The organism is Pseudomonas sp. B611 (genome assembly GCF_055407965.1).
Map to the genome: position 1 here is coordinate 332,024 of NZ_JBUZST010000006.1, position 22,418 is coordinate 354,441.

At 60.5% G+C, this 22,418-nt stretch carries 22 protein-coding genes; 15 read left to right on the forward strand and 7 right to left on the reverse strand.

Features of this window, described 5'->3' with window-relative positions; genetic code table 11:
- Positions 1–47 precede the first annotated feature (47 nt).
- Positions 48–647 (reverse strand): LysE/ArgO family amino acid transporter, encoded by a 600-nt coding sequence (locus tag ACZRMO_RS16345; RefSeq protein WP_463973477.1) that lies wholly within the window; start codon positions 645–647, stop codon positions 48–50.
- A gap of 5 nt (positions 648–652) precedes the next feature.
- A complete protein-coding gene (locus ACZRMO_RS16350) occupies positions 653–1,054 on the reverse strand; it encodes an ACT domain-containing protein (RefSeq protein WP_463973478.1) in 402 nt (133 codons plus the stop codon).
- A 98-nt stretch (positions 1,055–1,152) separates the two neighbouring features.
- Between ACZRMO_RS16350 and ACZRMO_RS16355 the strand changes: the two genes are divergently transcribed.
- The 10 genes from ACZRMO_RS16355 to ACZRMO_RS16400 all read left to right on the forward strand — a co-directional run bounded on the left by ACZRMO_RS16355 (position 1,153) and on the right by ACZRMO_RS16400 (position 12,458).
- A complete protein-coding gene (locus ACZRMO_RS16355; RefSeq protein ID WP_463973479.1) occupies positions 1,153–2,046 on the forward strand; it encodes a LysR family transcriptional regulator ArgP in 894 nt (297 codons plus the stop codon).
- 52 nt (positions 2,047–2,098) lie between these two features.
- Complete coding sequence (locus ACZRMO_RS16360) at positions 2,099–3,097, forward strand: NAD-dependent epimerase/dehydratase family protein (protein ID WP_124524887.1); 999 nt, start codon at positions 2,099–2,101, stop codon at positions 3,095–3,097.
- Positions 3,098–3,211: 114 nt separating this feature from the next.
- Positions 3,212–4,057 (forward strand): ATPase, encoded by an 846-nt coding sequence (locus ACZRMO_RS16365; protein ID WP_463973480.1) that lies wholly within the window; start codon positions 3,212–3,214, stop codon positions 4,055–4,057.
- A 252-nt stretch (positions 4,058–4,309) separates the two neighbouring features.
- Entirely contained in the window at positions 4,310–5,569 is a 1,260-nt protein-coding gene (locus tag ACZRMO_RS16370; protein ID WP_463973481.1) for a D-mannose isomerase, read from the forward strand.
- A 104-nt stretch (positions 5,570–5,673) separates the two neighbouring features.
- A complete protein-coding gene (locus ACZRMO_RS16375; RefSeq protein ID WP_463973482.1) occupies positions 5,674–6,960 on the forward strand; it encodes an ABC transporter substrate-binding protein in 1,287 nt (428 codons plus the stop codon).
- Positions 6,961–7,130: 170 nt separating this feature from the next.
- Positions 7,131–8,039: a carbohydrate ABC transporter permease gene (locus ACZRMO_RS16380; protein WP_026136944.1), complete on the forward strand. Its 909-nt coding sequence runs from the start codon at positions 7,131–7,133 to the stop codon at positions 8,037–8,039.
- On the forward strand, positions 8,032–8,877 hold the full coding sequence (locus ACZRMO_RS16385; RefSeq protein ID WP_017737960.1) for a carbohydrate ABC transporter permease: 846 nt from the start codon (positions 8,032–8,034) through the stop codon (positions 8,875–8,877). The genes ACZRMO_RS16380 and ACZRMO_RS16385 overlap by 8 nt, the downstream gene beginning before the upstream one ends.
- A 2-nt stretch (positions 8,878–8,879) precedes the next feature.
- Positions 8,880–10,040 carry an ABC transporter ATP-binding protein gene (locus ACZRMO_RS16390; RefSeq protein ID WP_124524881.1) on the forward strand — a complete coding sequence of 387 codons (1,161 nt, stop codon included), beginning with the start codon at positions 8,880–8,882 and terminating at the stop codon, positions 10,038–10,040.
- A gap of 85 nt (positions 10,041–10,125) precedes the next feature.
- A complete protein-coding gene (locus ACZRMO_RS16395; protein WP_463973483.1) occupies positions 10,126–11,472 on the forward strand; it encodes a carbohydrate porin in 1,347 nt (448 codons plus the stop codon).
- Positions 11,473–11,612: 140 nt separating this feature from the next.
- Positions 11,613–12,458 (forward strand): D-hexose-6-phosphate mutarotase, encoded by an 846-nt coding sequence (locus ACZRMO_RS16400; protein WP_124524879.1) that lies wholly within the window; start codon positions 11,613–11,615, stop codon positions 12,456–12,458.
- A gap of 122 nt (positions 12,459–12,580) precedes the next feature.
- Here ACZRMO_RS16400 and ACZRMO_RS16405 read toward each other — a convergent pair whose 3' ends face one another.
- Positions 12,581–13,441 (reverse strand): MurR/RpiR family transcriptional regulator, encoded by an 861-nt coding sequence (locus tag ACZRMO_RS16405; RefSeq protein WP_177413991.1) that lies wholly within the window; start codon positions 13,439–13,441, stop codon positions 12,581–12,583.
- A 219-nt stretch (positions 13,442–13,660) separates the two neighbouring features.
- Between ACZRMO_RS16405 and zwf the strand changes: the two genes are divergently transcribed.
- Genes zwf through ACZRMO_RS16420 form a run of 3 tightly spaced genes read left to right on the forward strand, consistent with a single transcriptional unit; the run spans position 13,661 to position 16,510 of the window.
- The gene (zwf, locus tag ACZRMO_RS16410) at positions 13,661–15,127 is read left to right on the forward strand and encodes a glucose-6-phosphate dehydrogenase (RefSeq protein ID WP_463973484.1); all 1,467 of its coding nucleotides are present in this window, start codon (positions 13,661–13,663) and stop codon (positions 15,125–15,127) included.
- A complete protein-coding gene (pgl, locus tag ACZRMO_RS16415) occupies positions 15,114–15,827 on the forward strand; it encodes a 6-phosphogluconolactonase (protein WP_463973485.1) in 714 nt (237 codons plus the stop codon). The genes zwf and pgl overlap by 14 nt, the downstream gene beginning before the upstream one ends.
- A 17-nt stretch (positions 15,828–15,844) precedes the next feature.
- Positions 15,845–16,510, forward strand: coding sequence for a bifunctional 4-hydroxy-2-oxoglutarate aldolase/2-dehydro-3-deoxy-phosphogluconate aldolase (locus ACZRMO_RS16420; RefSeq protein WP_099585438.1), 666 nt, complete (start codon positions 15,845–15,847; stop codon positions 16,508–16,510).
- Between the two features lie 213 nt (positions 16,511–16,723).
- Here ACZRMO_RS16420 and ACZRMO_RS16425 read toward each other — a convergent pair whose 3' ends face one another.
- Positions 16,724–17,899, reverse strand: coding sequence for an aminotransferase class V-fold PLP-dependent enzyme (locus ACZRMO_RS16425; protein WP_463973486.1), 1,176 nt, complete (start codon positions 17,897–17,899; stop codon positions 16,724–16,726).
- A gap of 10 nt (positions 17,900–17,909) precedes the next feature.
- Entirely contained in the window at positions 17,910–18,146 is a 237-nt protein-coding gene (locus ACZRMO_RS16430) for a DUF3820 family protein (RefSeq protein ID WP_076949988.1), read from the reverse strand.
- 205 nt (positions 18,147–18,351) lie between these two features.
- Between ACZRMO_RS16430 and ACZRMO_RS16435 the strand changes: the two genes are divergently transcribed.
- A complete protein-coding gene (locus ACZRMO_RS16435) occupies positions 18,352–18,819 on the forward strand; it encodes a ferritin-like domain-containing protein (RefSeq protein WP_010208206.1) in 468 nt (155 codons plus the stop codon).
- A 181-nt stretch (positions 18,820–19,000) separates the two neighbouring features.
- Here ACZRMO_RS16435 and ACZRMO_RS16440 read toward each other — a convergent pair whose 3' ends face one another.
- Positions 19,001–19,471 (reverse strand): MaoC family dehydratase, encoded by a 471-nt coding sequence (locus ACZRMO_RS16440; protein WP_010208208.1) that lies wholly within the window; start codon positions 19,469–19,471, stop codon positions 19,001–19,003.
- A gap of 57 nt (positions 19,472–19,528) precedes the next feature.
- Positions 19,529–20,473: an alpha/beta hydrolase gene (locus ACZRMO_RS16445; RefSeq protein ID WP_463973487.1), complete on the reverse strand. Its 945-nt coding sequence runs from the start codon at positions 20,471–20,473 to the stop codon at positions 19,529–19,531.
- A 210-nt stretch (positions 20,474–20,683) separates the two neighbouring features.
- On the opposite strand from ACZRMO_RS16445, the gene fadD2 reads away from it, so the two are divergent.
- Positions 20,684–22,372, forward strand: coding sequence for a long-chain-fatty-acid--CoA ligase FadD2 (gene fadD2 / locus ACZRMO_RS16450; RefSeq protein ID WP_463973488.1), 1,689 nt, complete (start codon positions 20,684–20,686; stop codon positions 22,370–22,372).
- Positions 22,373–22,418 lie beyond the last annotated feature (46 nt).

Below are 22,418 nucleotides of genomic sequence, written 5' to 3' on the forward strand. Positions count from 1 at the left end.
GCAACAACTGTGTGGGATAGAGGTTCCAGAGCGTTTTGGAATATTCCCTACGCGGCGATCAATTGATAGGCCACGCTGAACATCATCACCGCCACCAACAGGTCCAGCAGGCGCCAGGTGGCCGGCCGCGCCAGCCACGGCGCCAGCCATGCCGCGCCGAGCGCCAAAGTGGCGAACCACAGGAACGAGGCACTGGCCGCCCCGGCCACGTAGGCGCCGGGTTCGGTTTGCTGTGCGCCGAGTGAGCCGATCAGCAGCACCGTGTCCAGATAGACGTGGGGATTGAGCAGCGTCACCGCCAACGCGCTGAGCATCACGGCGCGTAGCGAACGGGTCTTGAGGTTGCCGCCTTGCTCCAGGCTCTGCGCCGAGAACGCCCGGCGCAGCGCCAACGTGCCGTACCACAACAGGAACGCCGCGCCGCCCCAGCGGGCAATCGCCAGCAGCAGCGGGTTTTGCGCCAGCACCGTGGCCAGGCCGAAAACCCCTGCAGCCACCAGTAACGCATCGCACACCACGCACAACGCCGCGACAGGCAAGTGGTGCTCACGGCGCAGGCTTTGCGCCAGGACAAATGCGTTCTGGGTGCCAATGGCCATGATCAAACCGAGGGCCACCAACAGGCCATTTACGTAGCTTTGCCACATGGGATTTACTCCGCGTCCGCCGCCAGTTGCCGTAATACCTGCATCGCGCGTTCTGCATCGGCGCGGCCAACGAACAGGTGATCGTGGTAATAACCGGCAATCACATTGCAACTGATGCCGGCCTGGCCCAACGCGCTGGCGAACGCGGCGGTGAGGCCCACGGCTTCCAGGGCCGAATGCACGTTCAGGGTGATCCACGCGGCGACGTAGTCGAAGACCAGGCCCGCCTGTTCCGCCTGCTGGCGTTCGACGATAAGCGTCAGGCCTTCCCTCTCGCGAAAGCTGCCGATCACCTCGCAACCCGCCGGGATGCGCGGGTCGGGCAGGGTGCAGAACACGTAATCGCCGTCATTCAGCTGCGGGCTCATGCTGCGCAGCAGGGTTGCCAGGGCGGTTTCGCCAGCCATGTGAGATTCCTTGAATAGAGAGAAGCAATGCTGGTCATTCTCACGGGCCAAGCTGTATAAGAAAAACCAATATTGCTGATCGCTCATTAGAGAAACTGATGTTCGACTATAAATTGCTTTCCGCCCTGGCGGCGGTGGTGGAACAGGCCGGCTTCGAGCGCGGCGCCCAAGTGCTCGGGGTCTCGCAATCGGCGATCTCCCAGCGCATTAAATTGCTGGAGGCGCGCATCGGTCAGCCGGTGCTGGTACGCGCCACACCGCCGACGCCCACCGACATCGGCCGGCGCCTGCTCAACCATGTGCAGCAGGTGCGCCTGCTGGAGCGCGACCTGCAAAGCCAGGTGCCAGCGCTGGACGCAGAGGGCATGCCTGAACGCCTGCGCATCGCCTTGAATGCGGACAGCCTCGCCACCTGGTGGGCCGAGGCGGTCAGCGTGTTTTGTGCCGAGCAACACCTGTTGCTGGACTTGGTGGTGGAAGACCAGACCGTCGGCCTCAAGCGCATGCGCGCCGGTGAAGTGGCGGCGTGTATCTGCGCCAGCGAACGCCCGGTGGCCGGGGCCCGTAGCCTGTTGCTCGGCGCCATGCGCTATCGTGCGCTGGCCAGCCCGGCCTTTATCGCCCGGCACTTTCCCGAGGGCGTACGCGCCGATCAACTGGCGCGCACGCCGGCATTGGTGTTTGGCCCGGATGATTTCCTGCAACACCGCTACCTGGCGTCTCTCGGCGTGGACGGCGGTTTCGAACACCATTTATGCCCGTCGTCCGAAGGTTTTATCCGCCTCACTGAGGCCGGGCTCGGTTGGGGCCTGGTGCCGGAATTGCAGGTGCGCGACCAGCTGGCAAAGGGCGTATTGGTGGAGTTGTTGCCAGATAAGCCCATCGATGTGCCGCTGTACTGGCATCATTGGCGCAGTGGCGGGCAACTGTTGGGCTTGTTGACCGACCATCTGGCCCAGGCGTGCGGCCAATGGTTGGTGCCGTTGGAGTGATGGCGCGCGTCAAGGCAACAGCGATGAAAAACGAAAGAGCACGGAGTAATACATGAAAATTCTGGTCACCGGCGCAAGCGGCTTCATTGGCGGGCGCTTTGCGCGTTTCGCCCTGGAGCAAGGCCTGGACGTACGGGTCAACGGGCGGCGTGCCGAAGGTGTGGAACACCTGGTCCGGCGCGGCGCCGAGTTTATCCAGGGTGATTTGAATGATGCCGACCTGGTGCGTGACCTGTGCCGCGACGTTGAAGCCGTGGTGCATTGCGCCGGCGCCGTCGGGCTGTGGGGCAAGTATCAGGACTTCCACCAAGGCAATGTGCTAGTGACCGAAAATGTCGTCGAGGCCTGCCTTAAACAGCGTGTCGGGCGCTTGGTCCACCTGTCGTCGCCGTCGATCTATTTTGATGGCCGCGACCATTTGGGCCTGACCGAAGAGCAAGTGCCCAAGCGCTTCAAGCACCCTTATGCCGCGACCAAATACCTGGCCGAGCAAAAAGTCTTTGGTGCCCAGGAGTTCGGCCTTGAAGTGCTGGCCCTGCGCCCGCGCTTTGTCACCGGCGCCGGCGACATGAGCATCTTCCCGCGCCTGCTGAAAATGCAGCGCAAGAACCGCTTGGCCATCGTTGGCGACGGTTTGAACAAAGTCGATTTCACCAGTGTGCACAACCTCAACGAAGCGTTGCTCAGCAGTTTGCTCGCCACCGGCTCGGCGTTGGGCAAGGCCTACAACATCAGCAACGGCACCCCGGTGCCGGTGTGGGATGTGGTGAACTACGTGATGCGCCAGATGGAATTGCCGCAGGTGAAACGTTACCGGTCCTACGGCTTGTCCTACAGCGTGGCGGCGCTCAACGAAGCGTTCTGCGCGATGTGGCCGGGGCGCCCGGAACCCGCGCTGTCGCGGTTGGGCATGCAGGTGATGAACAAAGATTTCACCCTCGATATCAGCCGTGCCAGGCATTATCTGGACTACGAGCCCAAGGTTAGCCTGTGGACCGCCCTCGACGAGTTCTGCGGTTGGTGGAAGGCCCAGGATCCGGGGCTGAAGTAAGGTCACAACAGGCAACACATCGGGAACCGAATTCGTGGTTCCGGGTCGATCAGAGCAACAGGACAGCGGTTTATACTCCCGGCGCTCGCCACCTCACCGATTCAGGGTTGATTCATGCGTAACGATGCTAAAGACGATTTCGACAACGTTCCCAGCCTGCGGGCCGACCTGGGGGATGACGACGATTTCGAACCGACTCCCGCCACGTCCGTGCGCTCGCGCAACACCCCCGTGGTCAAGGTCAAGAGCGCCAGCACCGGGCCATTGTGGGCGTTGATCGGCGCGTTGCTGATCGCCTTTGCCGGCCTGGCCTGGTGGAGCTTCCAGCAGATTTCCCTGATGGGCCAGCAACTGGTCGCGACCCAGGAAGCCTTTGCGCGTATCAGCGAAGAAGCGGCGGGGCGCCTGCAGGATATTTCCGGCAAGGTCGTCGCCAGTGAAGCCAGTGTGAACAACGGCAGCGAAGCGCTGAAGTTGCAGATCCGCCAGTTGGAAACCCAGTTGCTGGAACAGGGCAAGCAACAGGTTGGTGTGGCCGGCCAGGCCTCCGAGTTGGACAAGCGCCTGGCACAAATGAGCGCCAGCACCACCGAGCTGTCGAGTGCCAACAGCAAGCTGCAAGGCGAGGTCCAGGCCTTGACCGACGCCGTGGCCACCCTGAAAGCGGCGCAAGGTGATGCGGCCAAGCGCGATGCCGAGTTCAAGGAGCTGGTGGCCGATGTGGCCGCGCTGAAAAAACAAGGCAACCCAAGTGCGGCCATTGCCCGTCTGGAGCAGGACCTGCTGGTGCTCAAGAGTGCCCAGGACAACCAGCCGGCCAACAGCGATGCGCCGACCAACAAAGAGTTCGATGTGTTCCGCATCCAGACCACCCGCAACATCACCACCTTGCAGAGCCAGGTACAGAACCTGCACCAACGGCTCAGTGAACCGGCGAAGGTCATACCGCTGAGCCAGTGACTTGTGGGGGTTGGCTGATGATCGTGATGATCGTTCCCACGCTCCGCGTGGGAATGCATCCCCTGACGCTCCGCGTCACCAGTCCGGTGCGCAGACGCAGAGCGTCCAAGGCGGCATTCCCACGCAGAGCGTGGGAACGATCGTCAGTGAAGTGTCACCGCCTGGTGACATTTCCCATCCCCTTCGTTACTTGCCCCCCAGGCCTCCTTGTTTAGACTCCGGTCATCCCACAAACAATAATAAGGGCCACCCATGACCACCCAACCTCTGCCTGCCAGCAGTTGGCTGAACGCGCCTGCCCATCACGCCTGGCTGGCTGCCGAAGGTCAGCGCCTGCTGGCGTTCGCCAAGGCTTCGCGACTGCCCGACGGTTTCGGCAACCTGGACGACAACGGCCAACTGCCAGCCGGTGCCCACGCCGAAACCATGAACACCGCCCGCATGACCCACAGCTTCGCCATGGCCCACGCCCTGGGGTTGCCGGGTTACGCCGACCTGGTAGCCCACGGTGTTGCGGCCCTCAGTGGCCCGCTGAAGGATGCGGCACACGGCGGCTGGTTCGCCACACCCCACGCCCTCGATGGCAACCGTGGCAAGGCTGCCTATCTGCACGCCTTTGTCGCCCTGGCCGCCAGTTCAGCGGCAGTGGCCGGCGCGCCCGGTGCACAGAACCTGCTCAACGACGCGACCCACATCATCGACCAGTTTTTCTGGAGTGAGGAAGAGGGCGTGATGCTCGAATCCTTTGCCCAGGACTGGAGCGGGGTCGAAGCCTATCGCGGCGCCAACAGCAACATGCACGCCACCGAAGCGTTCCTCGCCCTGGCCGATGTGACCGGCGAAACACGCTGGCTGGACCGCGCGCTGCGGATCGTCGAGCGGGTGATCCATACCCACGCCGCCGGCAACCAATTCATGGTGATCGAGCATTTCGACGCCCAATGGCAACCCCAACTCGACTACAACCAAGACAACCCCGCCGATGGCTTTCGCCCCTACGGCATCACCCCCGGCCACGGTTTTGAGTGGGCGCGGCTGGTGTTGCACCTGGAAGCCGCGCGTCTGCACGCCGGGCTGGCCACGCCGGACTGGCTGTTGACCGACGCCAAGGGCCTGTTCGCCAGCGCCTGCGAATACGCCTGGGCCGTCGATGGTGCCCCCGGCATTGTCTATACCCTCGACTGGAGCCACCGCCCGGTGGTGCGCGAACGCCTGCACTGGACCCACGCCGAAGCCAGCGCCGCCGCTCAGGCCTTGCTCAAACGCACCGGTGAGTTGCACTACGAAACCTGGTATCGGCGTTTCTGGGAATTCTGCGAAACCCATTTCATCGACCGCATCCACGGCAGCTGGCACCACGAACTCAGCCCGCACAACCAACCCAGCAGCACCATCTGGGGCGGCAAGCCGGACCTGTACCATGCCTGGCAAGCGGTCGTGCTGCCTGCGCTACCTTTGGCACCCAGCATGGCCAGTGCGATTGGGGAAGGGTGCTATGTCACCAGATGGTGACATTTGTACGTCCCTTTGTTACCTGCGCCGCAAAAATCCATGTTTAAACTCCGTGCAGCGCAAGCTCTAGACTTGCATGCATAACAACAAAAAAAGGTACTCAGATGAACGCGATTAATCGCCTCGCCGTCGCTATTTCCATTGCCTCGTTGTTTCCCCTCACTGCATTTGCCGCCGACTCCAAAGGTACGGTGGAAGTGGTGCATTGGTGGACGTCTGGCGGTGAAAAGGCGGCTGTAGATGTCCTGAAGGCCCAAGTTGAGAAAGACGGTTTCATCTGGAAAGACGGCGCCGTCGCCGGTGGCGGTGGTGCCACGGCCATGACCGTGCTGAAAAGTCGCGCAGTCGCCGGCAACCCGCCTGGCGTTGCCCAGATCAAAGGTCCCGACATCCAGGAATGGGCGTCCACCGGCCTGCTCGACACCGACGTGCTCAAAGACGTCGCCAAAGAAGAAAAGTGGGACTCCCTGCTCGACAAGAAAGTCTCCGATACCGTGAAGTACGACGGTGACTACGTCGCCGTACCGGTCAACATCCACCGCGTGAACTGGCTGTGGATCAACCCGGAAGTCTTCAAGAAAGCCGGTATCACCAAGAACCCGACAACCCTCGAAGAATTCTACGCAGCCGGCGACAAGCTTAAAGCCGCGGGCTTCATCGCACTCGCCCACGGTGGCCAGCCGTGGCAGGACAGCACCGTATTTGAAGCCGTCGTCCTCTCGGTGATGGGTGCCGATGGCTACAAGAAAGCCCTGGTGGACCTGGACAACGCCGCGCTGACCGGCCCGGAAATGGTCAAGTCCCTCACCGAACTGAAGAAAGTCGCGACCTATATGGACGTTGACGGCAAAGGCCAGGACTGGAACCTCGAAGCAGGCAAGGTCATCAACGGCAAGGCCGGCATGCAGATCATGGGTGACTGGGCCAAGTCCGAGTGGACTGCCGCGAAGAAAGTCGCTGGCAAGGACTACGAGTGCGTAGCCTTCCCGGGTACTGAAAAAGCCTTCACCTACAACATCGACTCCCTGGCGGTGTTCAAGCAGAAAGACAAAGGCACTGCTGCCGGCCAGCAGGACATTGCCAAAGTCGTGCTGGGTGAAAACTTCCAGAAAGTGTTCAGCATCAACAAGGGTTCGATCCCGGTGCGCAACGATATGCTCCACGAAATGGACAAGCTCGGTTTCGACTCCTGCGCCCAGACCGCCGCCAAGGACTTCCTGGCCGACGCCAAGACTGGCGGCCTGCAGCCAAGCATGGCGCACAACATGGCCACCAACCTGGCGGTGCAAGGTGCGTTCTTTGATGTCGTGACCAACTTCCTCAACGACCCGAAAGCCGACCCGGCCGACACTGCCAAGAAACTGGGCGCTGCGATCAAGTCTGCGAAGTAACACCTTTCTGTAGGAGTCGGGTTGTTGTGGCGAGGGAGCTTGCTCCCGCTGGGGTGCGAAGCGCCCCCAAAGGCGGCGTCTGCTGCGCAGCCGAGCGGGAGCAAGCTCCCTCGCCACAACGAACTGACTTCGACAGGCTGTAGTCCTTTTTCCCTGTATTGGATTTCCCCATGAGTTCTGTTGCTGTGTTCAGCAAAGCCTCGCCGTTCGATGCACTGCAGCGCTGGCTACCGAAATTGGTGCTGGCGCCGAGCATGTTCATCGTGTTGGTGGGCTTCTACGGCTACATCCTGTGGACGTTTGTGTTGTCGTTCACCACGTCCACCTTCCTGCCCAGCTACAAGTGGGCGGGCCTGGCGCAATACGAGCGCCTGTTCGACAACGACCGCTGGTGGGTGGCGAGCAAGAACCTGGCGCTGTTCGGCGGCATGTTCATTGGCATCACCCTGGTCATTGGTGTGCTGCTGGCGGTGTTCCTCGACCAGCGTATCCGCCGCGAAGGTTTTATCCGCACCATTTACCTGTACCCGATGGCGCTCTCGATGATCGTCACCGGTACGGCCTGGAAATGGCTGCTCAACCCGGGCATGGGCCTGGACAAACTCCTGCGGGACTGGGGCTGGGAAGGCTTCCGTCTCGACTGGCTGATCGACCCGGATCGCGTGGTCTATTGCCTGGTGATCGCCGCTGTGTGGCAAGCCTCGGGCTTCATCATGGCGATGTTCCTCGCTGGCCTGCGTGGAGTTGATCAGTCGATCATACGCGCCGCGCAGATCGACGGCGCAAGCCTGCCGCGCATCTACTGGAGCGTGGTGCTGCCTAGCCTGCGCCCGGTGTTCTTCAGTGCGGTGATGATCCTCGCGCATATTGCGATCAAGAGCTTCGACCTGGTGGCGGCGATGACCGCAGGCGGCCCGGGCTATTCGTCCGACCTGCCGGCGATGTTCATGTACTCGTTCACCTTCAGCCGTGGCCAGATGGGCATGGGTTCGGCCAGTGCCATCCTGATGCTCGGTGCGATCCTCGCGATCATCGTGCCTTACCTCTACTCCGAGCTGAGGACCAAACGTAATGACTAGTCTCGCCTCCAAACCTGCCATCAGCCTGAGTCGCATCGCGATCTACGCGGTGCTGATCCTCGCCGTGCTGCTGTACCTGGTGCCGCTGGTGGTGATGCTGCTCACCAGCTTCAAGACCCCGGACGACATCAGCAACGGCAACCTGCTGAGCTGGCCGACCGTGGTCACCGGCATCGGCTGGGTCAAGGCCTGGGCCACGGTGGATGGTTACTTCTGGAACTCGATCAAGATCACCGTGCCGGCCGTACTGATCTCCACCGCTATCGGTGCGTTGAACGGCTACGTGCTGTCGTTCTGGCGCTTCAAAGGTTCGCAGCTGTTCTTCGGCTTGCTGTTGTTCGGCTGCTTCCTGCCGTTCCAGACCGTGCTGCTGCCGGCGTCGTTCACCCTCGGCAAGATGGGCCTGGCCAGCACCACCACCGGCCTGGTGTTTATCCATGTAGTCTACGGCCTGGCGTTCACCACGTTGTTCTTCCGTAACTACTACGTGAGCATTCCCGATGCGTTGGTGAAGGCTGCACGCCTGGATGGCGCAGGATTTTTCACCATCTTTCGTCGGATCATTCTGCCGATGTCGACCCCGATCATCATGGTCTGCCTGATCTGGCAATTTACCCAGATCTGGAACGACTTCCTGTTCGGCGTGGTGTTCTCCAGCGGCGATTCGCAGCCCATCACGGTGGCGCTGAACAACCTGGTCAACACCAGCACCGGGGCCAAGGAATATAACGTGGATATGGCAGCGGCGATGATCGCCGGCCTGCCGACCCTGCTGGTCTATGTGATCGCAGGCAAGTATTTCGTGCGCGGCCTCACGGCCGGCGCGGTCAAGGGGTAATCATGGCTACGCTTGAACTTCGCAATGTAAACAAGACCTATGGCCCTGGCCTGCCCGACACCTTGAAGAACATCGAGTTGTCGATCAAGGAAGGCGAATTCCTGATTCTGGTCGGCCCTTCGGGTTGCGGCAAATCCACGCTGATGAACTGCATCGCCGGCCTTGAGACCATCACCGGCGGCGCGATCATGATCGGCGACCAGGACGTCAGCGGCATGAGCCCCAAGGATCGCGACATCGCCATGGTGTTCCAGTCCTACGCGCTGTACCCGACCATGAGCGTGCGCGAAAACATCGAGTTCGGCCTGAAGATCCGCAAGATGCCCCAGGCTGACATCGATACCGAAGTGGCGCGCGTGGCCAAGCTGTTGCAGATCGAACACCTGCTCAACCGCAAGCCAGGCCAGCTTTCCGGTGGCCAACAGCAACGTGTGGCCATGGGCCGCGCCCTGGCACGTCGGCCGAAGATCTACCTGTTCGACGAACCGCTGTCCAACCTCGACGCCAAGCTGCGCGTCGAGATGCGCACCGAAATGAAACTGATGCACCAGCGTCTGAAAACCACCACCGTCTACGTGACCCACGACCAGATCGAAGCGATGACCCTGGGCGACAAAGTGGCGGTGATGAAGGACGGCATCATCCAGCAGTTCGGCACGCCGAAAGACATCTACAACAACCCGGCCAACCAGTTCGTGGCGAGCTTTATCGGCTCGCCGCCGATGAACTTCGTGCCCCTGCGCCTGCAGCGCAAGGACGGTCGCCTGGTGGCCGTGCTCGACAGCGGCCAGGCCCGTTGCGAACTGGCGCTGAACGTGACCGATGCCGGCCTTGAAGACCGCGACGTGATCCTCGGCCTGCGCCCGGAGCAGATCATGCTCGCGGCGGGCGAGGGCGACAGCGCGTCGAGCATTCGCGCCGAAGTGCAAGTCACCGAGCCCACCGGCCCGGACACCCTGGTGTTCGTGCAGCTCAATGACACCAAGGTCTGCTGCCGCCTGGCGCCCGATGTGGCACCGCAGGTGGGCGAGACCCTGACCCTGCAATTCGATCCATCCAAGGTATTGCTGTTCGACGCCAGTACCGGTGAGCGTCTGGGCACTGCTTCTTCATCGCCTGCACAGGGGCATGCCGACAATGTGGCCCAATTCAAAGGCCGCTGAAGCAGATAAGTTGTTGTTTTAGATAAAAAAAGTAAACCACGTTAGATAAAAACAGTTTAATAACAATAAAGACGAGGATGTAGGGATGAAAAAGCAACACAACACTACCCGGCTGATCTGCCAACTGTCAGCGGCAGCAGCCCTGGTTTTGTCCGCCAATGCGATGGCGGACGAAGCATTCAGCGCCGATTCCAAGTGGATGACCGGCGATTGGGGCGGCGAACGGACCAAGCTGATCGAGCAAGGTATCGATATCAAGGCTGACTACGTAGGCGAAATGGGCTACAACGCCCACGGCGGCTACAACAACGACAAGACCGGTCGCTATGCCGACCAGTTTGGTCTGGGTGTAGCCCTGGACCTGGAAAAACTGTGGGGCTGGGACAACACCCAGGCCAAGATCCAGTTGACCAACCGTAATGGCCAGAACATCTCCAACGACCGCATCGGCGACCCACGTGCCGGCACGCTGAGCTCGTCGATGGAAGTCTATGGTCGTGGCCATATGGTGCGTCTGACCCAGTTCTGGATCCAGCACCAGATGTTCGACAACAAGCTGGATGTGAAACTCGGTTACTTCGGTGAAGGCGAAGACTTCAACACCTTCCCGTGCGACTTCCAGAACCTGTCGTTCTGCGGTTCCCAGGTCGGTAACTATGTAAACACCTGGTACAACTGGCCCGTCAGCCAGGCGGCGATCCGCGTGAAGTACCACATCACCCCTGAGCTGTATGCGCAAATCGGTGCGTACAACCAGAACCCATCGCAACTGGAGCACGGCAACGGCTTCAAACTCAGCGGCAGCGGCACCAAGGGCACCGTGATCCCGGTGGAATTGGTCTGGTCGCCGAAGGTCAACAACCTGCCAGGCGAATACCGTGTGGGTTACTACAAGAGCGCGGCCGATGCCTCTGACGTGCGTGAAGACGTCAATGGCGGCGACGCAGCGACCAGCGGCGCCGACTACCGTACCCGCAGCAGCAAGAAAGGCTACTGGTTCGTTGCGCAACAGCAACTCACCACGCACAACGGCGACGCTTCCCGTGGTCTGAACATCGCGGCCAACGCCACGTTCCACGACAAGGAAACCAACACCGTCGACAACTACCAGTCGCTGATGCTGGTGTACAAAGGCCCATTCGATGCGCGTCCAAAAGACGACGTCGGTATTGGCGCGGCGCGTCTGCACGTCAACAAGGACGTGAAGAAAGACGCTGAGTTGCTCAACATCGCCAATGGTGTGAGCGACTATGACAACCCGCTGTACCGGCCGATCCGCGAGACCGAGTACAACTTCGAAATCAACTACGGTTTCCACGTCACCAACTGGCTGACCGTGCGTCCCAACCTGCAATACGTCGTGCAACCTGGCGGCGTGGATAAAGTCGACAACGCGTTGGTGGCCGGCCTGAAAATTCAGTCTACGTTCTAACGCTGTTGCGATAAGCTCCTTCTCTCTGTGCGCATTTTGCGGGTAGCCATGGCTATCCGCTTTTTTTTGGGGAAGGGGAGCACATCTCCCTGTGGGAGCTGGCAGGCCAGCCCCTACAAAGACATTCAGGACTGTGGCAAATGCATGAGCAACCGCTGCAACGCTTTTTCAAATCCCTGCGTGAACGCCCTGTGTTTGCCTGGGAGCGCTTCCAGATGCGTGACGTGTTGGTGATCGACCACCCGCTGTGCCAGGCGGTGTTCAGTCGCCAGGGCGCGCAACTGTTGCACTTTCAGCCCACTGGGCAAAAACCCTGGTTGTGGTGCGCGGCGAAGTGGCCGCAGGTCGGCGCCATCCGGGGCGGCGTGCCGGTGTGCTGGCCGTGGTATGGCCGTCACCCCAGCGAGAACGCGTGGCCGTCCCATGGCTGGGCGCGGTTGATCGACTGGAAACTGCTCGACAGCAGCACCGACGACGATGGCGTGCGCCTGCACTGGCAACTGCAGCTGTGCGACTGGCAGGTGGACCTGCACGCGCACCTGGGCGAAACCCTGGAACTGCGCCTGAGCACCGAGCATCAGGACGAGCTGCCGTGCCAATTGAGCCATGCTTTGCATGCCTACTGGCGTATTGGTCATGTCGATGAGATAGCGCTGTCTGGGCTCGACGGCGCGCAAGGCTATGACCAGCTCAGCCGCCAGGCCTGCCAACAGGAAGGTGAGTTGCGGGTGGACGGTGGGTGCCAGCGGGTGTTCCAGCATGATGGGGAATTGCAGCTCAAGGACCATGCCTGGCAGCGTGAGCTGTGCATCGACACCGGCGACAGCGCCGACACAGTGGTATGGCATCCGGGCAGCCGGCCGCTGTTGGGCGTGAGCTTCAACGAGGCGTCGGGGTTTGTGTGTGTGGAGTCGGCGATGGCCGCGGCCAGTTTGGCGCCGGGGGAGCGGGCGCATTTGAGTTTGCAGGCGCGGGCTGGGGTTTAGCGGTGTGGCTGCTGGCCCCTTCGCGAGCAAGCCCGCTCCCACATTTGAATGTGTTCACAAATCAAAATGTGGGAGCGGGCTTGCCCGCGATGAGGCCGGTACTGCTGGTCGAGATTCCAGCCTTAGTTGAACTCATCCCCAACCGGATACCGGCTGTCATTCAAGCTCTCTTTGATCTTGCGCAGATGCGGCTGGAAATCCACGCCACGGCGCAACGTCATACCGGTGGCCAGCACATCCAGTACCGTCAACTGAATGATCCGCGAGGTCATCGGCATGTAGATGTCGGTATCTTCCGGCAACGGGATATTCAGGCTCACTGTGCTGGCCTTGGCCAGCGGTGAGTTCTCGGCGGTTACGCCCAGCACCGAGGCACCGTTGCTACGGGCGATACGCGCCACTTCCACCAACTCGCGGGTACGCCCGGTGTAGGAAATAATCACGAACAGCTCGCCCGTATGCGCCACCGAAGCGATCATGCGCTGCATCAGCACGTCCGCGTGGGCGGTGACCGACAGGTTGAAGCGGAAGAACTTGTGCAGCGCATCCATGGCCACCGGTGCCGAAGCGCCAAGGCCGAAGAAGTGGATCTGCCGCGCCTGGATCAACAGGTCCACGGCCTTGCTGATCAGGTTCGGGTCCAGTGCCTGGCAAGCGCTGTCCAGGGAGGCAATGGCGCTGCCAAAGATCTTCTGCGTATAGGCCTCAGGGTTATCATCGGCTTCCACGGCGCGGCTGACATACGCCGCACCACTGGCCAGGCTTTGCGCCAGTTGCAGTTTCAGTTCAGGGTAGCCGCTGACGCCGAACGAACGGCAGAAACGGTTGACCGTCGGTTCACTGACCGAGGCGGCTTGGGCGAGGGCGGCGATAGAGAAGCGGGTCGCCTGCTGTGGGTTGAGCAGGATGACCTCGGCGACTTTTTTCTCGGCCTTGTTCAATTCTTCGAGGCGGTTCTGGATCTGTTCCAGAAGATTTCGCACGCGGTCCATTCAGTCTTTCCTTCGGGCGACGATGCAAATAAAGGGTGGCAACCAATCGACCAGTGGTCTTTTGCGGTGGCCTATCCTACTGAGGGTAGCTGAACACCACCACTCGGAATGCGTATTTCGGGAAAATGTTGTGGTTATTACTACATTTTTCCTTGAGTGATGCCTTGAAAAAAGGTATTTGTAGCTTAACTTGATAAAAGAACAAACATCATGCCTTCGATAACCGTAGAACCCTGCACCTTTGCCCTGTTTGGCGCCTTGGGTGATCTGGCGCTGCGCAAGTTATTTCCTGCCCTCTATCAACTCGATGGCGCCGGGCTCTTGCACGACGACACCCGCATCCTGGCCCTGGCCCGTGAAGCCGGGACCGAGCAACAGCACCTGGCCCATATCGAAAAGGAACTGCGCAGCTACGTCGGCAAGGAACTGGACGAAACCATCGCCCAGCGTTTCCTGGCGCGCCTGACCTATGTTCACGTTGACTTCAAGAACGCTGACGACTACATCGCCCTGGCGGAAAAAGTCGGCAGCGAGCAACGCCTGATCGCCTACTTCGCCACCCCGGCGGCCGTGTACGGCGCGATCTGCGAAAACCTGGCCAAGGCTGGCCTGGCGGAAAACACCCGTGTGGTGCTGGAAAAGCCCATCGGTTCGGACCTGGAATCCTCGCGCAAGGTCAACGACGCCGTGGCGCAGTTCTTCCCGGAGAACCGCACCTACCGCATCGACCACTACCTGGGCAAAGAAACCGTCCAGAACCTGATCGCCCTGCGTTTCGCCAACAGCCTGTTCGAAACCCAGTGGAACCAGAACTACATCTCCCACGTGGAAATCACCGTGGCCGAGCAGGTCGGTATCGAAGGCCGTTGGGGCTATTTCGACAAGGCCGGCCAGCTGCGGGACATGATCCAGAACCACCTGCTGCAACTGCTTTGCCTGATCGCCATGGACCCGCCGGCCGACTTGTCCGCCGACAGCATCCGTGACGAGAAGGTCAAGGTGCTCAAGGCCCTGGCGCCCATCAGCCCGGAAGGCCTGACCACCCAGGTGGTGCGCGGCCAGTACATCGCCGGCTACAGCGCGGGCAAGCCGGTGCCGGGTTACCTGGAAGAAGAGAATTCCAACACCCAGAGCGACACCGAAACCTTCGTCGCCCTGCGTGCCGATATCCGCAACTGGCGTTGGGCCGGCGTGCCGTTCTACCTGCGGACCGGCAAGCGCATGCCGCAAAAGTTGTCGCAGATCGTTATCCACTTCAAGGAACCGTCCCACTACATCTTCGCTCCCGAGCAGCGCTTGCAGATCAGCAACAAACTGATCATCCGCCTGCAACCGGACGAAGGTATTTCCTTGCGTGTGATGACCAAGGAACAAGGCCTGGACAAGGGCATGCAACTGCGCAGCGGCCCACTGCAACTGAATTTTTCCGACACCTATCGCAGCGCACGGATTCCCGATGCCTACGAGCGGTTGTTGCTGGAAGTGATGCGCGGCAATCAGAACCTGTTTGTCCGCAAAGATGAAATCGAAGCCGCGTGGAAGTGGTGTGACCAGTTGATCGCCGGGTGGAAAAAATCCGGCGATGCGCCCAAGCCGTACGCGGCGGGTTCCTGGGGGCCGATGAGCTCCATTGCACTGATCACGCGGGATGGGAGGTCGTGGTATGGCGATATCTGATTTGAAACTGCCCCAGGGCGTCACGCCCCATGAGTACCGCACGCCGGTGCTGTTGGCGGAAGGCCTGGCCAATGATGTGGCCGAGCAATTGCGCGCGGCCATCAGTGCCCGTGGCGAAGCGACGTTGGTGGTGTCCGGTGGCCGTAGTCCCGTGGCGTTTTTCCAGCACCTGGCCAAGCAGGGCCTGGACTGGTCCAAGGTGACCATCACCCTGGCCGACGAACGCTGGGTGCCGGTGGAACACGCCGACAGCAACGCCGGTTTGCTCAAGCAACACTTGCTGCAAGGCCCGGCGGCCAAGGCCAAGTTCCTTAGCCTCTACAGCGCTGCGGCCAACCTTGAAGACGCTGCCGAGCAGGCCGATCGCCTGCTGGCTGAATTGCCGGCGATTGACGTGCTGGTGCTGGGCATGGGCGATGACGGCCATACCGCGTCGCTGTTCCCCAACAGCCCGAACCTGACCGAAGCCTTGAAGCCTGACGGTACCCGCCGTTGCTGGCCAATGCTGGCGCCCACCGTGCCGCACCAGCGCCTGACCATGAGTCGCGCCCTGCTGGCCACGGCGCACTACACCGTGCTGTCGATTTCCGGCAGTTCGAAATTGACCACCTTGAGCGCCGCGCTGGCCAGTGACGACGTTGCTGCCATGCCGATTCGCGCGTTTTTGCAACCTACATTAGAGATTTACTGGTGCCCATGAGCCAAGGATCAGCCGCTATGAAAAGCCCTCAACCGACCGTGTCCATGGCGGATAAAGTTGCCTTGATCGACAGCCTCTGCGCCAAGGCGCGGATCCTGCCGGTGATCACCATCGCCCGCGAACAGGACATCCTGCCGCTGGCCGATGCCCTGGCAGCCGGTGGTTTGACCGCATTGGAAGTGACCCTGCGTTCCGAGTTCGGCCTCAAGGCCATTCAGGTCCTGCGCGAGCAACGTCCTGAACTGTGCACCGGTGCTGGCACCGTGCTGGATCGCCATATGCTCGAAGCGGCGGAAGTCGCCGGTTCGCAGTTTATCGTCACCCCAGGTATCACCCGCGACCTGCTGGAAGCCTCGGTACACAGCCCGATCCCGCTGCTGCCGGGCATCAGCAATGCTTCCGGCATCATGGAAGGTTATGGCCTGGGTTATCGCCGCTTCAAGCTGTTCCCGGCGGAAGTCAGCGGCGGCGTCGCGGCGATCAAGGCCCTCGGCGGCCCGTTCGGCGAAGTGAAATTCTGCCCGACTGGCGGTGTTGGCCCGGCCAACATCAAGAACTACATGGCGTTGAAAAACGTGATGTGCGTGGGCGGTAGCTGGATGCTTGATCCTGAGTGGATCAAGAACGGCGACTGGGCGCGTATCCAGGAAGTCACCGCCGAGGCGCTGGCGCTGCTGGACTGATTTATCGAATCGTTGTTGCTGTGCTTAACGGCATTTTTGGCGGTGCACTTGGTCGGTGTACCGCTTTTTTTTGCCTGAAAAAAACTGGATATCACCGCTAAGCAACTGTGGGAATGATCAATGTGGGAGCTGGCTTGCCTGCGATAGCGGTGGGTCAGTCACCGTTGCATTAGCTGATAGACCGCTATCGCAGGCAAGCCAGCTCCCACAGTTTTAATCGGTGCTCAGTTCGGTGATGGCGTTGACCAAGACATTGATGTCCGCAGCCGAAGTGACCAACCCCGGCGTCACCCGAATGCAGGTGCCAAACGCCGCACCCACCCGTGTGGTGGTGAACAGGTTGTAGTCCTTGAGCAAACGATCTGCCATCGCCTGCTGATCCCGCCCTACAAACTTGAACGCCGTGATCCCGCAATACAGCCGTGGATCATCCGACGTCAGCACCTCAATTCCCGCCAACGGCCGCACCTGGCTCACCCACAGGTCCCGCAGGTAATTGACCCGCGCACCTTTGGCCGCCGAGCCACCCAAGGCTCGATGCTCTGCAAACACCATCGGCAAGGTCATCAGCGCCGGAAAGTTCGGCGTGCTGTAGGACGTGCGTGCGCGCACGTCGTTGAGCGGGTAGTGAAACTCGCCCATGTCCGGGTCGATGTCGGCCAGGCGCTCGGGCGCGATGTACAGAAAGCCCAGGGTCAGCGGTGCGCCGATCCATTTGTGCAGGTTGAAACCGGCGAATTGAATGCCCAGTTCGGCGAGGTTGAAGTCGATCTGGCCCAGGGCGTGGGCGCCATCGAGGATTACGTCCACCTCATGCTCGCGCGCGGCCTTGGCAATCGCTGCAACGGGCATCACCAGGCCAGTGCGATGGGTGACGTGGGTCAGCGCCATCAGCTTTAAACGCGGGTACTGGGTGAACGCATCACGATAAGTCTGCACCAGGCTGTCGAAACTGGCCGGGTGTGCGTGGGACAGTTCGATCACCTCCACACCGCGAACCCCAGCCAACCAGCGCATGGCGCCTTTGACCGTGTCGTACTCCAGGTCACTGATCAACACCTGATCGCCCGGTTGCAGGCGGTTGTAGTTGCGGATCAGCGACTGCAAGGCTTCGGTGGCGTTGCGGGTAAAGGCCACCGACTCGGGGTCGACATTGATCAGCTCAGCCAACTGGTGGCGGATTTCGACGTTTTCACCCTGCTCGAAACGCTGGCGTACATGCCACGAGTTGCTGCGGTTGATAAACGCCACCTGCTCCAGATACTGCGCACGCACGACGCGACTCATGCGGCCGAAGTAGCCGTTTTCCAGGTTGATCGGCCCGGGCTCCAGCTCATAGCGCTGGGCGATGGTGTGCCAGTGGTGTTCGTTATCGGCATTCCTTGGCATGGCAGGGCTCTTAATGGCGAGGGGCGGGTTTACCGTGCTTGGCGCGCAGCGGTTCGAGCAATTCAGAGAGGCCGTTGCTGTCGATTTCCTGCATTAATGCCAGCAGTCCACCCAGCTCGCCGTGGGGGAAACCTTCACGGGCAAACCAGTTCAAGTAGGGGCCGGGCAGGTCGGCAATGATCCGCCCTTTGTACTTGCCGAAGGGCATTTGGCGGGTGATCAGCAGTTCGAGTTTTTCGGGGTTCATGAAGGCTCAGGTGTTTGTATCGAGACCCTGGAAAATACAGGCATTCTGCATGAAGGCCAAATGACAGATCATGCAAATAACGTACATACAGATGGTTCAATTTATCGTAACTAATTGAAAATAAAGACTAATTTGTTTTTTGAAAACCTGGCACGGGCGCTGCAACCATTAAGACAACCTTCTAACCCGTACAAGGAATTGAAAAATGACTGACATCAATAAAGAATCGATCTCCGTACTGAACGACCTGATCGAGACCAGCATCGACGGCCAAAAGGGTTTCAAGGAGTGCGCTGAAGACATCAAGCACCCAGAACTCAAAGCCCTGTTTGCAAAACGTTCCGCCGATTGCGCGACTGCCGCCGCTGAGCTGAAAACCGCAGTACGTGCCTTGGGCGGTGACCCGGAAGATTCCGGCAGCGTTGCCGGCGCACTGCACCGTGGCTGGGTCGACGTGAAGTCGATGCTCACCGGTAAAGATGAAGAGGCTGTCCTGAACGAAGCCGAGCGCGGTGAAGACCACGCGCTGAAGGCTTACAAGGAAGCGATCGAGAAGATCAACAAGCATAACCTGTTGGGCATTCGTGACTTGGTTGAGCGTCAGTACCACGGCGTACAACGCAACCACGACCAGGTGAAGGCACTGCGTAACCAGGCTCGCGCTCAGTCGTAAGCCTTACCCTGTAACTAATGTGGGAGTGGTCTTTTGTGGGAGCGGGCTTGCTCGCGAATGCGGTCTTTCAGTCACTGCTTCATTGACTGACCCAGCGCTTTCGCGAGCAAGTCGAATCGTCGCACCGCCGCTCCCACACAAGCCCGCTCCCACATTTTTTTGCGTATGGCTTAGATCGAGATCAGCCAATGCTGATCGGCGGCAATTCGGTCAGCGTTACAACCTGCTGCTTACGCGGCGCCAGGATCTCTGCTTCGCCATCCACCACCAACTCATCCCGCTGGTTGAACACGCGAGTGGCAATACGCACACGGAACTTCGGCAGTTTTTCGAGGATTTCCAGGCGCACGGTCAGGGTGTCGCCAATTTTCACCGGCTTCTGGAAGCTCATCTGCTGGCCGATATAGATAGTGCCCGGCCCAGGCAGTTCGCAGGCCACGGCCGCGCTGATCAGGGCGCCGCTGAACATGCCGTGGGCGATACGCTCCTTGAACATGGTCGCCTTGGCGTATTCGGCGTCCAGGTGCACCGGGTTGTGGTCACCGGACATCGCGGCGAACAGCTGGATATCGCGCTCTTCCACCAATTTGCTGTAGCTGGCGGTCTGGCCGACTTCGAGGGCTTCGTACGGGGTGTTGGTTACCTGGGTCATCTAAAGGTGCATCCTGTGGCTAATCGGTCATTTAATCGGCTGATTTTAAAGCAAAAATTACTCGCAGCGGGCCGGCCTGTGCAGGGTCAGGGCCTGGTCGAGCCACGTCAGCACATCCGCGGTGACTTCCTCGCGGTTGGTTTCGTTGAACACTTCATGGCGCGCCTGCGGGTAGATCGTCAGTTGTAGCTGCTGGCAGCCGGCCTCGCGCAGGGCGTTGGCCAGGCCTGTGAGACGCTTGCCCTCACTCACCGGATCACATTCGCCGCCGGTCACCAGGATCGGCAGGCCCGGATCGATCTGCGCGAGATTGGACGCTTTGCTGATCTGCTGCAACCCACCGAGCAGGTCGATCCACAGCTGGTTGGTGCAGCGGAAACCGCAGAGTGGGTCGTTGATGTACTTGTCCACCTCATCCGGGTCGCGGCTGAGCCAGTCGAAAGCGGTGCGGTTGGGTTTGAACGCTTTGTTGAATGAACCGAACGACAGGAACTCGATCAACGCACTGCGCCCACGCAAGCCCTGGCGCGCGCGCTCGATCCGCGCGATCAGCCGTGCGGCACGGTACAGCGCCACCGGCTGGAAATTTGAACCACTGAGAATCGCCCCGTCCAGGCTGGCACTGTGGTGCAGCAGGTAGGCCTGGGCGATATAGCTGCCCATGCTGTGCCCCAACAGGATGATCGGCAGGCCCGGCTGCTGCTGGCCGATGTGCTGGTTGAGGCTGGCGAGATCGCCCACCACCTTGTTCCAGCCATCTTTTTCGGCGTACAGGCCCAGGGTGCCTTCGTCGGCGGTGCGGCCGTGGCCGCGCTGGTCCAGCGCATACAGGCCGTAGCCCGCTGCGCACAAGGCGCCCGCCAGGCGTGCATAACGCCCGCTGTGCTCGGCCATGCCGTGGGACAGCATGATCATCGCCTTGGCACGGCCTTCCGGCAGCCATTGATTGACGTACAGGCGGCTGCGGTCATTCGCGGTCAGCCAGAAGGTGCTGTGGTTCATGGCGCTTCCTTTGCTCGGGGTCGATGCAGTGTATAGCTCATCCGTTGAGGGGCGGGGTATCTGCCTACGCATCAGAGGCGAGATTCATACAATCAATGACACGGTTTGGCGTATTTGCCAGTTTGGCCATAACTGCTAACGTCCCCCAAGCTCCGCTTTATATAGCACTGCAAAAGCGGCCGGACACACTCAGGTAAGAGGACAAGAATAATGCAACCTGATTTCTGGAATGACAAACGCGCCGCAGGCGTCCCCAATGACATCGACCTCACGGCCTACAAGTCGGTAATCGAAGTCTTCGAACGTTCCTGCAAGGCCTTTGCCGACCGTCCGGCGTTCAGCAACATGGGCATCACCCTCACGTATGCCGAGCTGGAGCGCCAGAGCGCGGCGTTCGCCGGCTACCTGCAACAGCACACCGACCTCAAGCCGGGCGAGCGCATTGCGGTACAGATGCCCAACGTGCTGCATTATCCGATTGCCGTGTTCGGTGCCTTGCGCGCCGGGCTGATCGTGGTCAACACCAACCCGCTGTATACCCCGCGCGAAATGCGCCACCAGTTCAAGGACGCCGGTGTGCGGGCGCTGGTGTACCTCAACCTGTTCGGTTCGCGGGTGCAGGAGGTGTGCGGCGACACCGAGATCGACTACCTGATCGAAGCCAAGATGGGCGACTTCATGCCCGCCGCCAAAGGCTGGCTGATCAACACCGTGGTGGACAAGGTGAAGAAGATGGTCCCGGCCTACAGCCTGCCGCGGGCCGTTTCGTTCAAGCGCGCCTTGCGCATGGGCGCAGGCCTGGGCGTGACCCGCCATCCGGTGACGTTGGATGATATTGCCGTGCTGCAATACACCGGCGGCACCACCGGTTTGGCCAAGGGCGCGATGCTCACCCACGGCAACCTGGTGGCGAATATGCAGCAGGTACGCGCCTGCATGTCCCAGACTGGCGAGGACGGCCATCCGCTGATCAAGGAAGGGCAGGAGGTGATGATTGCGCCGCTGCCGCTGTACCACATCTATGCATTCACCGCGAATTGCATGTGCATGATGGTTTCCGGTAATCACAACGTGCTGATCACCAATCCACGGGACATCGGTGGCTTTATCAAGGAGCTGAAAAAGTGGCGGTTCACTGGGCTGCTTGGCTTGAACACGTTGTTTGTGGCATTGATGGACCACCCCGATTTCAAGACCCTGGACTTTTCTCATCTCAAGCTCACCAACTCCGGCGGCACCGCGCTGATCAAGGCTACCGCCGAACGCTGGGAGCAACTCACCGGTTGCGCCATTGGCGAAGGCTACGGTCTGACGGAAACCTCACCGGTGGCCAGCACCAACCCCTACGGCAATAAATCGCGCCTGGGCACTGTGGGCATCCCGGTGCCAAATACAGCGATGAAGGTAATCGATGACAACGGCGTTGAATTGCCATTGGGCGAACGTGGCGAACTGTGTATCAAGGGCCCGCAAGTGATGAAGGGCTATTGGCAGCAACAGGCCGCCACTGCCGACACGCTGGACGCTGAGGGCTGGCTCAAGACTGGCGATATTGCGGTGATCGATGAGGACGGGTTTATCCGCATTGTCGACCGCAAGAAAGACCTGATCATCGTCTCGGGCTTCAACGTGTACCCCAACGAGATCGAAGACGTGGTGATGGCGCACCCGGCGGTGGCCAACTGTGCGGTGATCGGCGTGCCGGACGAGCGCACGGGGGAGGCGGTGAAGCTGTTCGTGGTCGCGCGCGCCCAGGGCGTGAGCCTTGAGGAATTGAAGGCGTACTGCAAGACCAACTTCACGGGCTACAAAGTGCCCAAGCATATTGTGTTGCGTGAGTCGTTGCCGATGACGCCTGTAGGGAAAATCTTGCGGCGTGAGCTTCGCGACATCGCCTGACCTTGAATTGAAATGCAATCAAAAGTGTGGGAGCGGGCTTGCTCGC

Excerpts from the sequence above, each read along its gene's own strand:
- ACZRMO_RS16440 (WP_010208208.1), bottom strand. The coding sequence starts at position 19,471 with ATGACCCAGGTAACCAACACCCCGTACGAAGCCCTCGAAGTCGGCCAG.
- ACZRMO_RS16435 (WP_010208206.1), top strand. The coding sequence starts at position 18,352 with ATGACTGACATCAATAAAGAATCGATCTCCGTACTGAACGACCTGATC.
- ACZRMO_RS16380 (WP_026136944.1), top strand. The coding sequence starts at position 7,131 with ATGAGTTCTGTTGCTGTGTTCAGCAAAGCCTCGCCGTTCGATGCACTG.
- ACZRMO_RS16385 (WP_017737960.1), top strand. The coding sequence starts at position 8,032 with ATGACTAGTCTCGCCTCCAAACCTGCCATCAGCCTGAGTCGCATCGCG.
- zwf (WP_463973484.1), top strand. The coding sequence starts at position 13,661 with ATGCCTTCGATAACCGTAGAACCCTGCACCTTTGCCCTGTTTGGCGCC.
- ACZRMO_RS16430 (WP_076949988.1), bottom strand. The coding sequence starts at position 18,146 with ATGAACCCCGAAAAACTCGAACTGCTGATCACCCGCCAAATGCCCTTC.
- ACZRMO_RS16395 (WP_463973483.1), top strand. The coding sequence starts at position 10,126 with ATGAAAAAGCAACACAACACTACCCGGCTGATCTGCCAACTGTCAGCG.
- ACZRMO_RS16345 (WP_463973477.1), bottom strand. The coding sequence starts at position 647 with ATGTGGCAAAGCTACGTAAATGGCCTGTTGGTGGCCCTCGGTTTGATC.
- ACZRMO_RS16355 (WP_463973479.1), top strand. The coding sequence starts at position 1,153 with ATGTTCGACTATAAATTGCTTTCCGCCCTGGCGGCGGTGGTGGAACAG.
- ACZRMO_RS16370 (WP_463973481.1), top strand. The coding sequence starts at position 4,310 with ATGACCACCCAACCTCTGCCTGCCAGCAGTTGGCTGAACGCGCCTGCC.
- ACZRMO_RS16420 (WP_099585438.1), top strand. The coding sequence starts at position 15,845 with ATGAAAAGCCCTCAACCGACCGTGTCCATGGCGGATAAAGTTGCCTTG.
- ACZRMO_RS16425 (WP_463973486.1), bottom strand. The coding sequence starts at position 17,899 with ATGCCAAGGAATGCCGATAACGAACACCACTGGCACACCATCGCCCAG.
- ACZRMO_RS16360 (WP_124524887.1), top strand. The coding sequence starts at position 2,099 with ATGAAAATTCTGGTCACCGGCGCAAGCGGCTTCATTGGCGGGCGCTTT.
- pgl (WP_463973485.1), top strand. The coding sequence starts at position 15,114 with ATGGCGATATCTGATTTGAAACTGCCCCAGGGCGTCACGCCCCATGAG.
- ACZRMO_RS16400 (WP_124524879.1), top strand. The coding sequence starts at position 11,613 with ATGCATGAGCAACCGCTGCAACGCTTTTTCAAATCCCTGCGTGAACGC.
- fadD2 (WP_463973488.1), top strand. The coding sequence starts at position 20,684 with ATGCAACCTGATTTCTGGAATGACAAACGCGCCGCAGGCGTCCCCAAT.
- ACZRMO_RS16365 (WP_463973480.1), top strand. The coding sequence starts at position 3,212 with ATGCGTAACGATGCTAAAGACGATTTCGACAACGTTCCCAGCCTGCGG.
- ACZRMO_RS16445 (WP_463973487.1), bottom strand. The coding sequence starts at position 20,473 with ATGAACCACAGCACCTTCTGGCTGACCGCGAATGACCGCAGCCGCCTG.
- ACZRMO_RS16375 (WP_463973482.1), top strand. The coding sequence starts at position 5,674 with ATGAACGCGATTAATCGCCTCGCCGTCGCTATTTCCATTGCCTCGTTG.
- ACZRMO_RS16350 (WP_463973478.1), bottom strand. The coding sequence starts at position 1,054 with ATGGCTGGCGAAACCGCCCTGGCAACCCTGCTGCGCAGCATGAGCCCG.
- ACZRMO_RS16390 (WP_124524881.1), top strand. The coding sequence starts at position 8,880 with ATGGCTACGCTTGAACTTCGCAATGTAAACAAGACCTATGGCCCTGGC.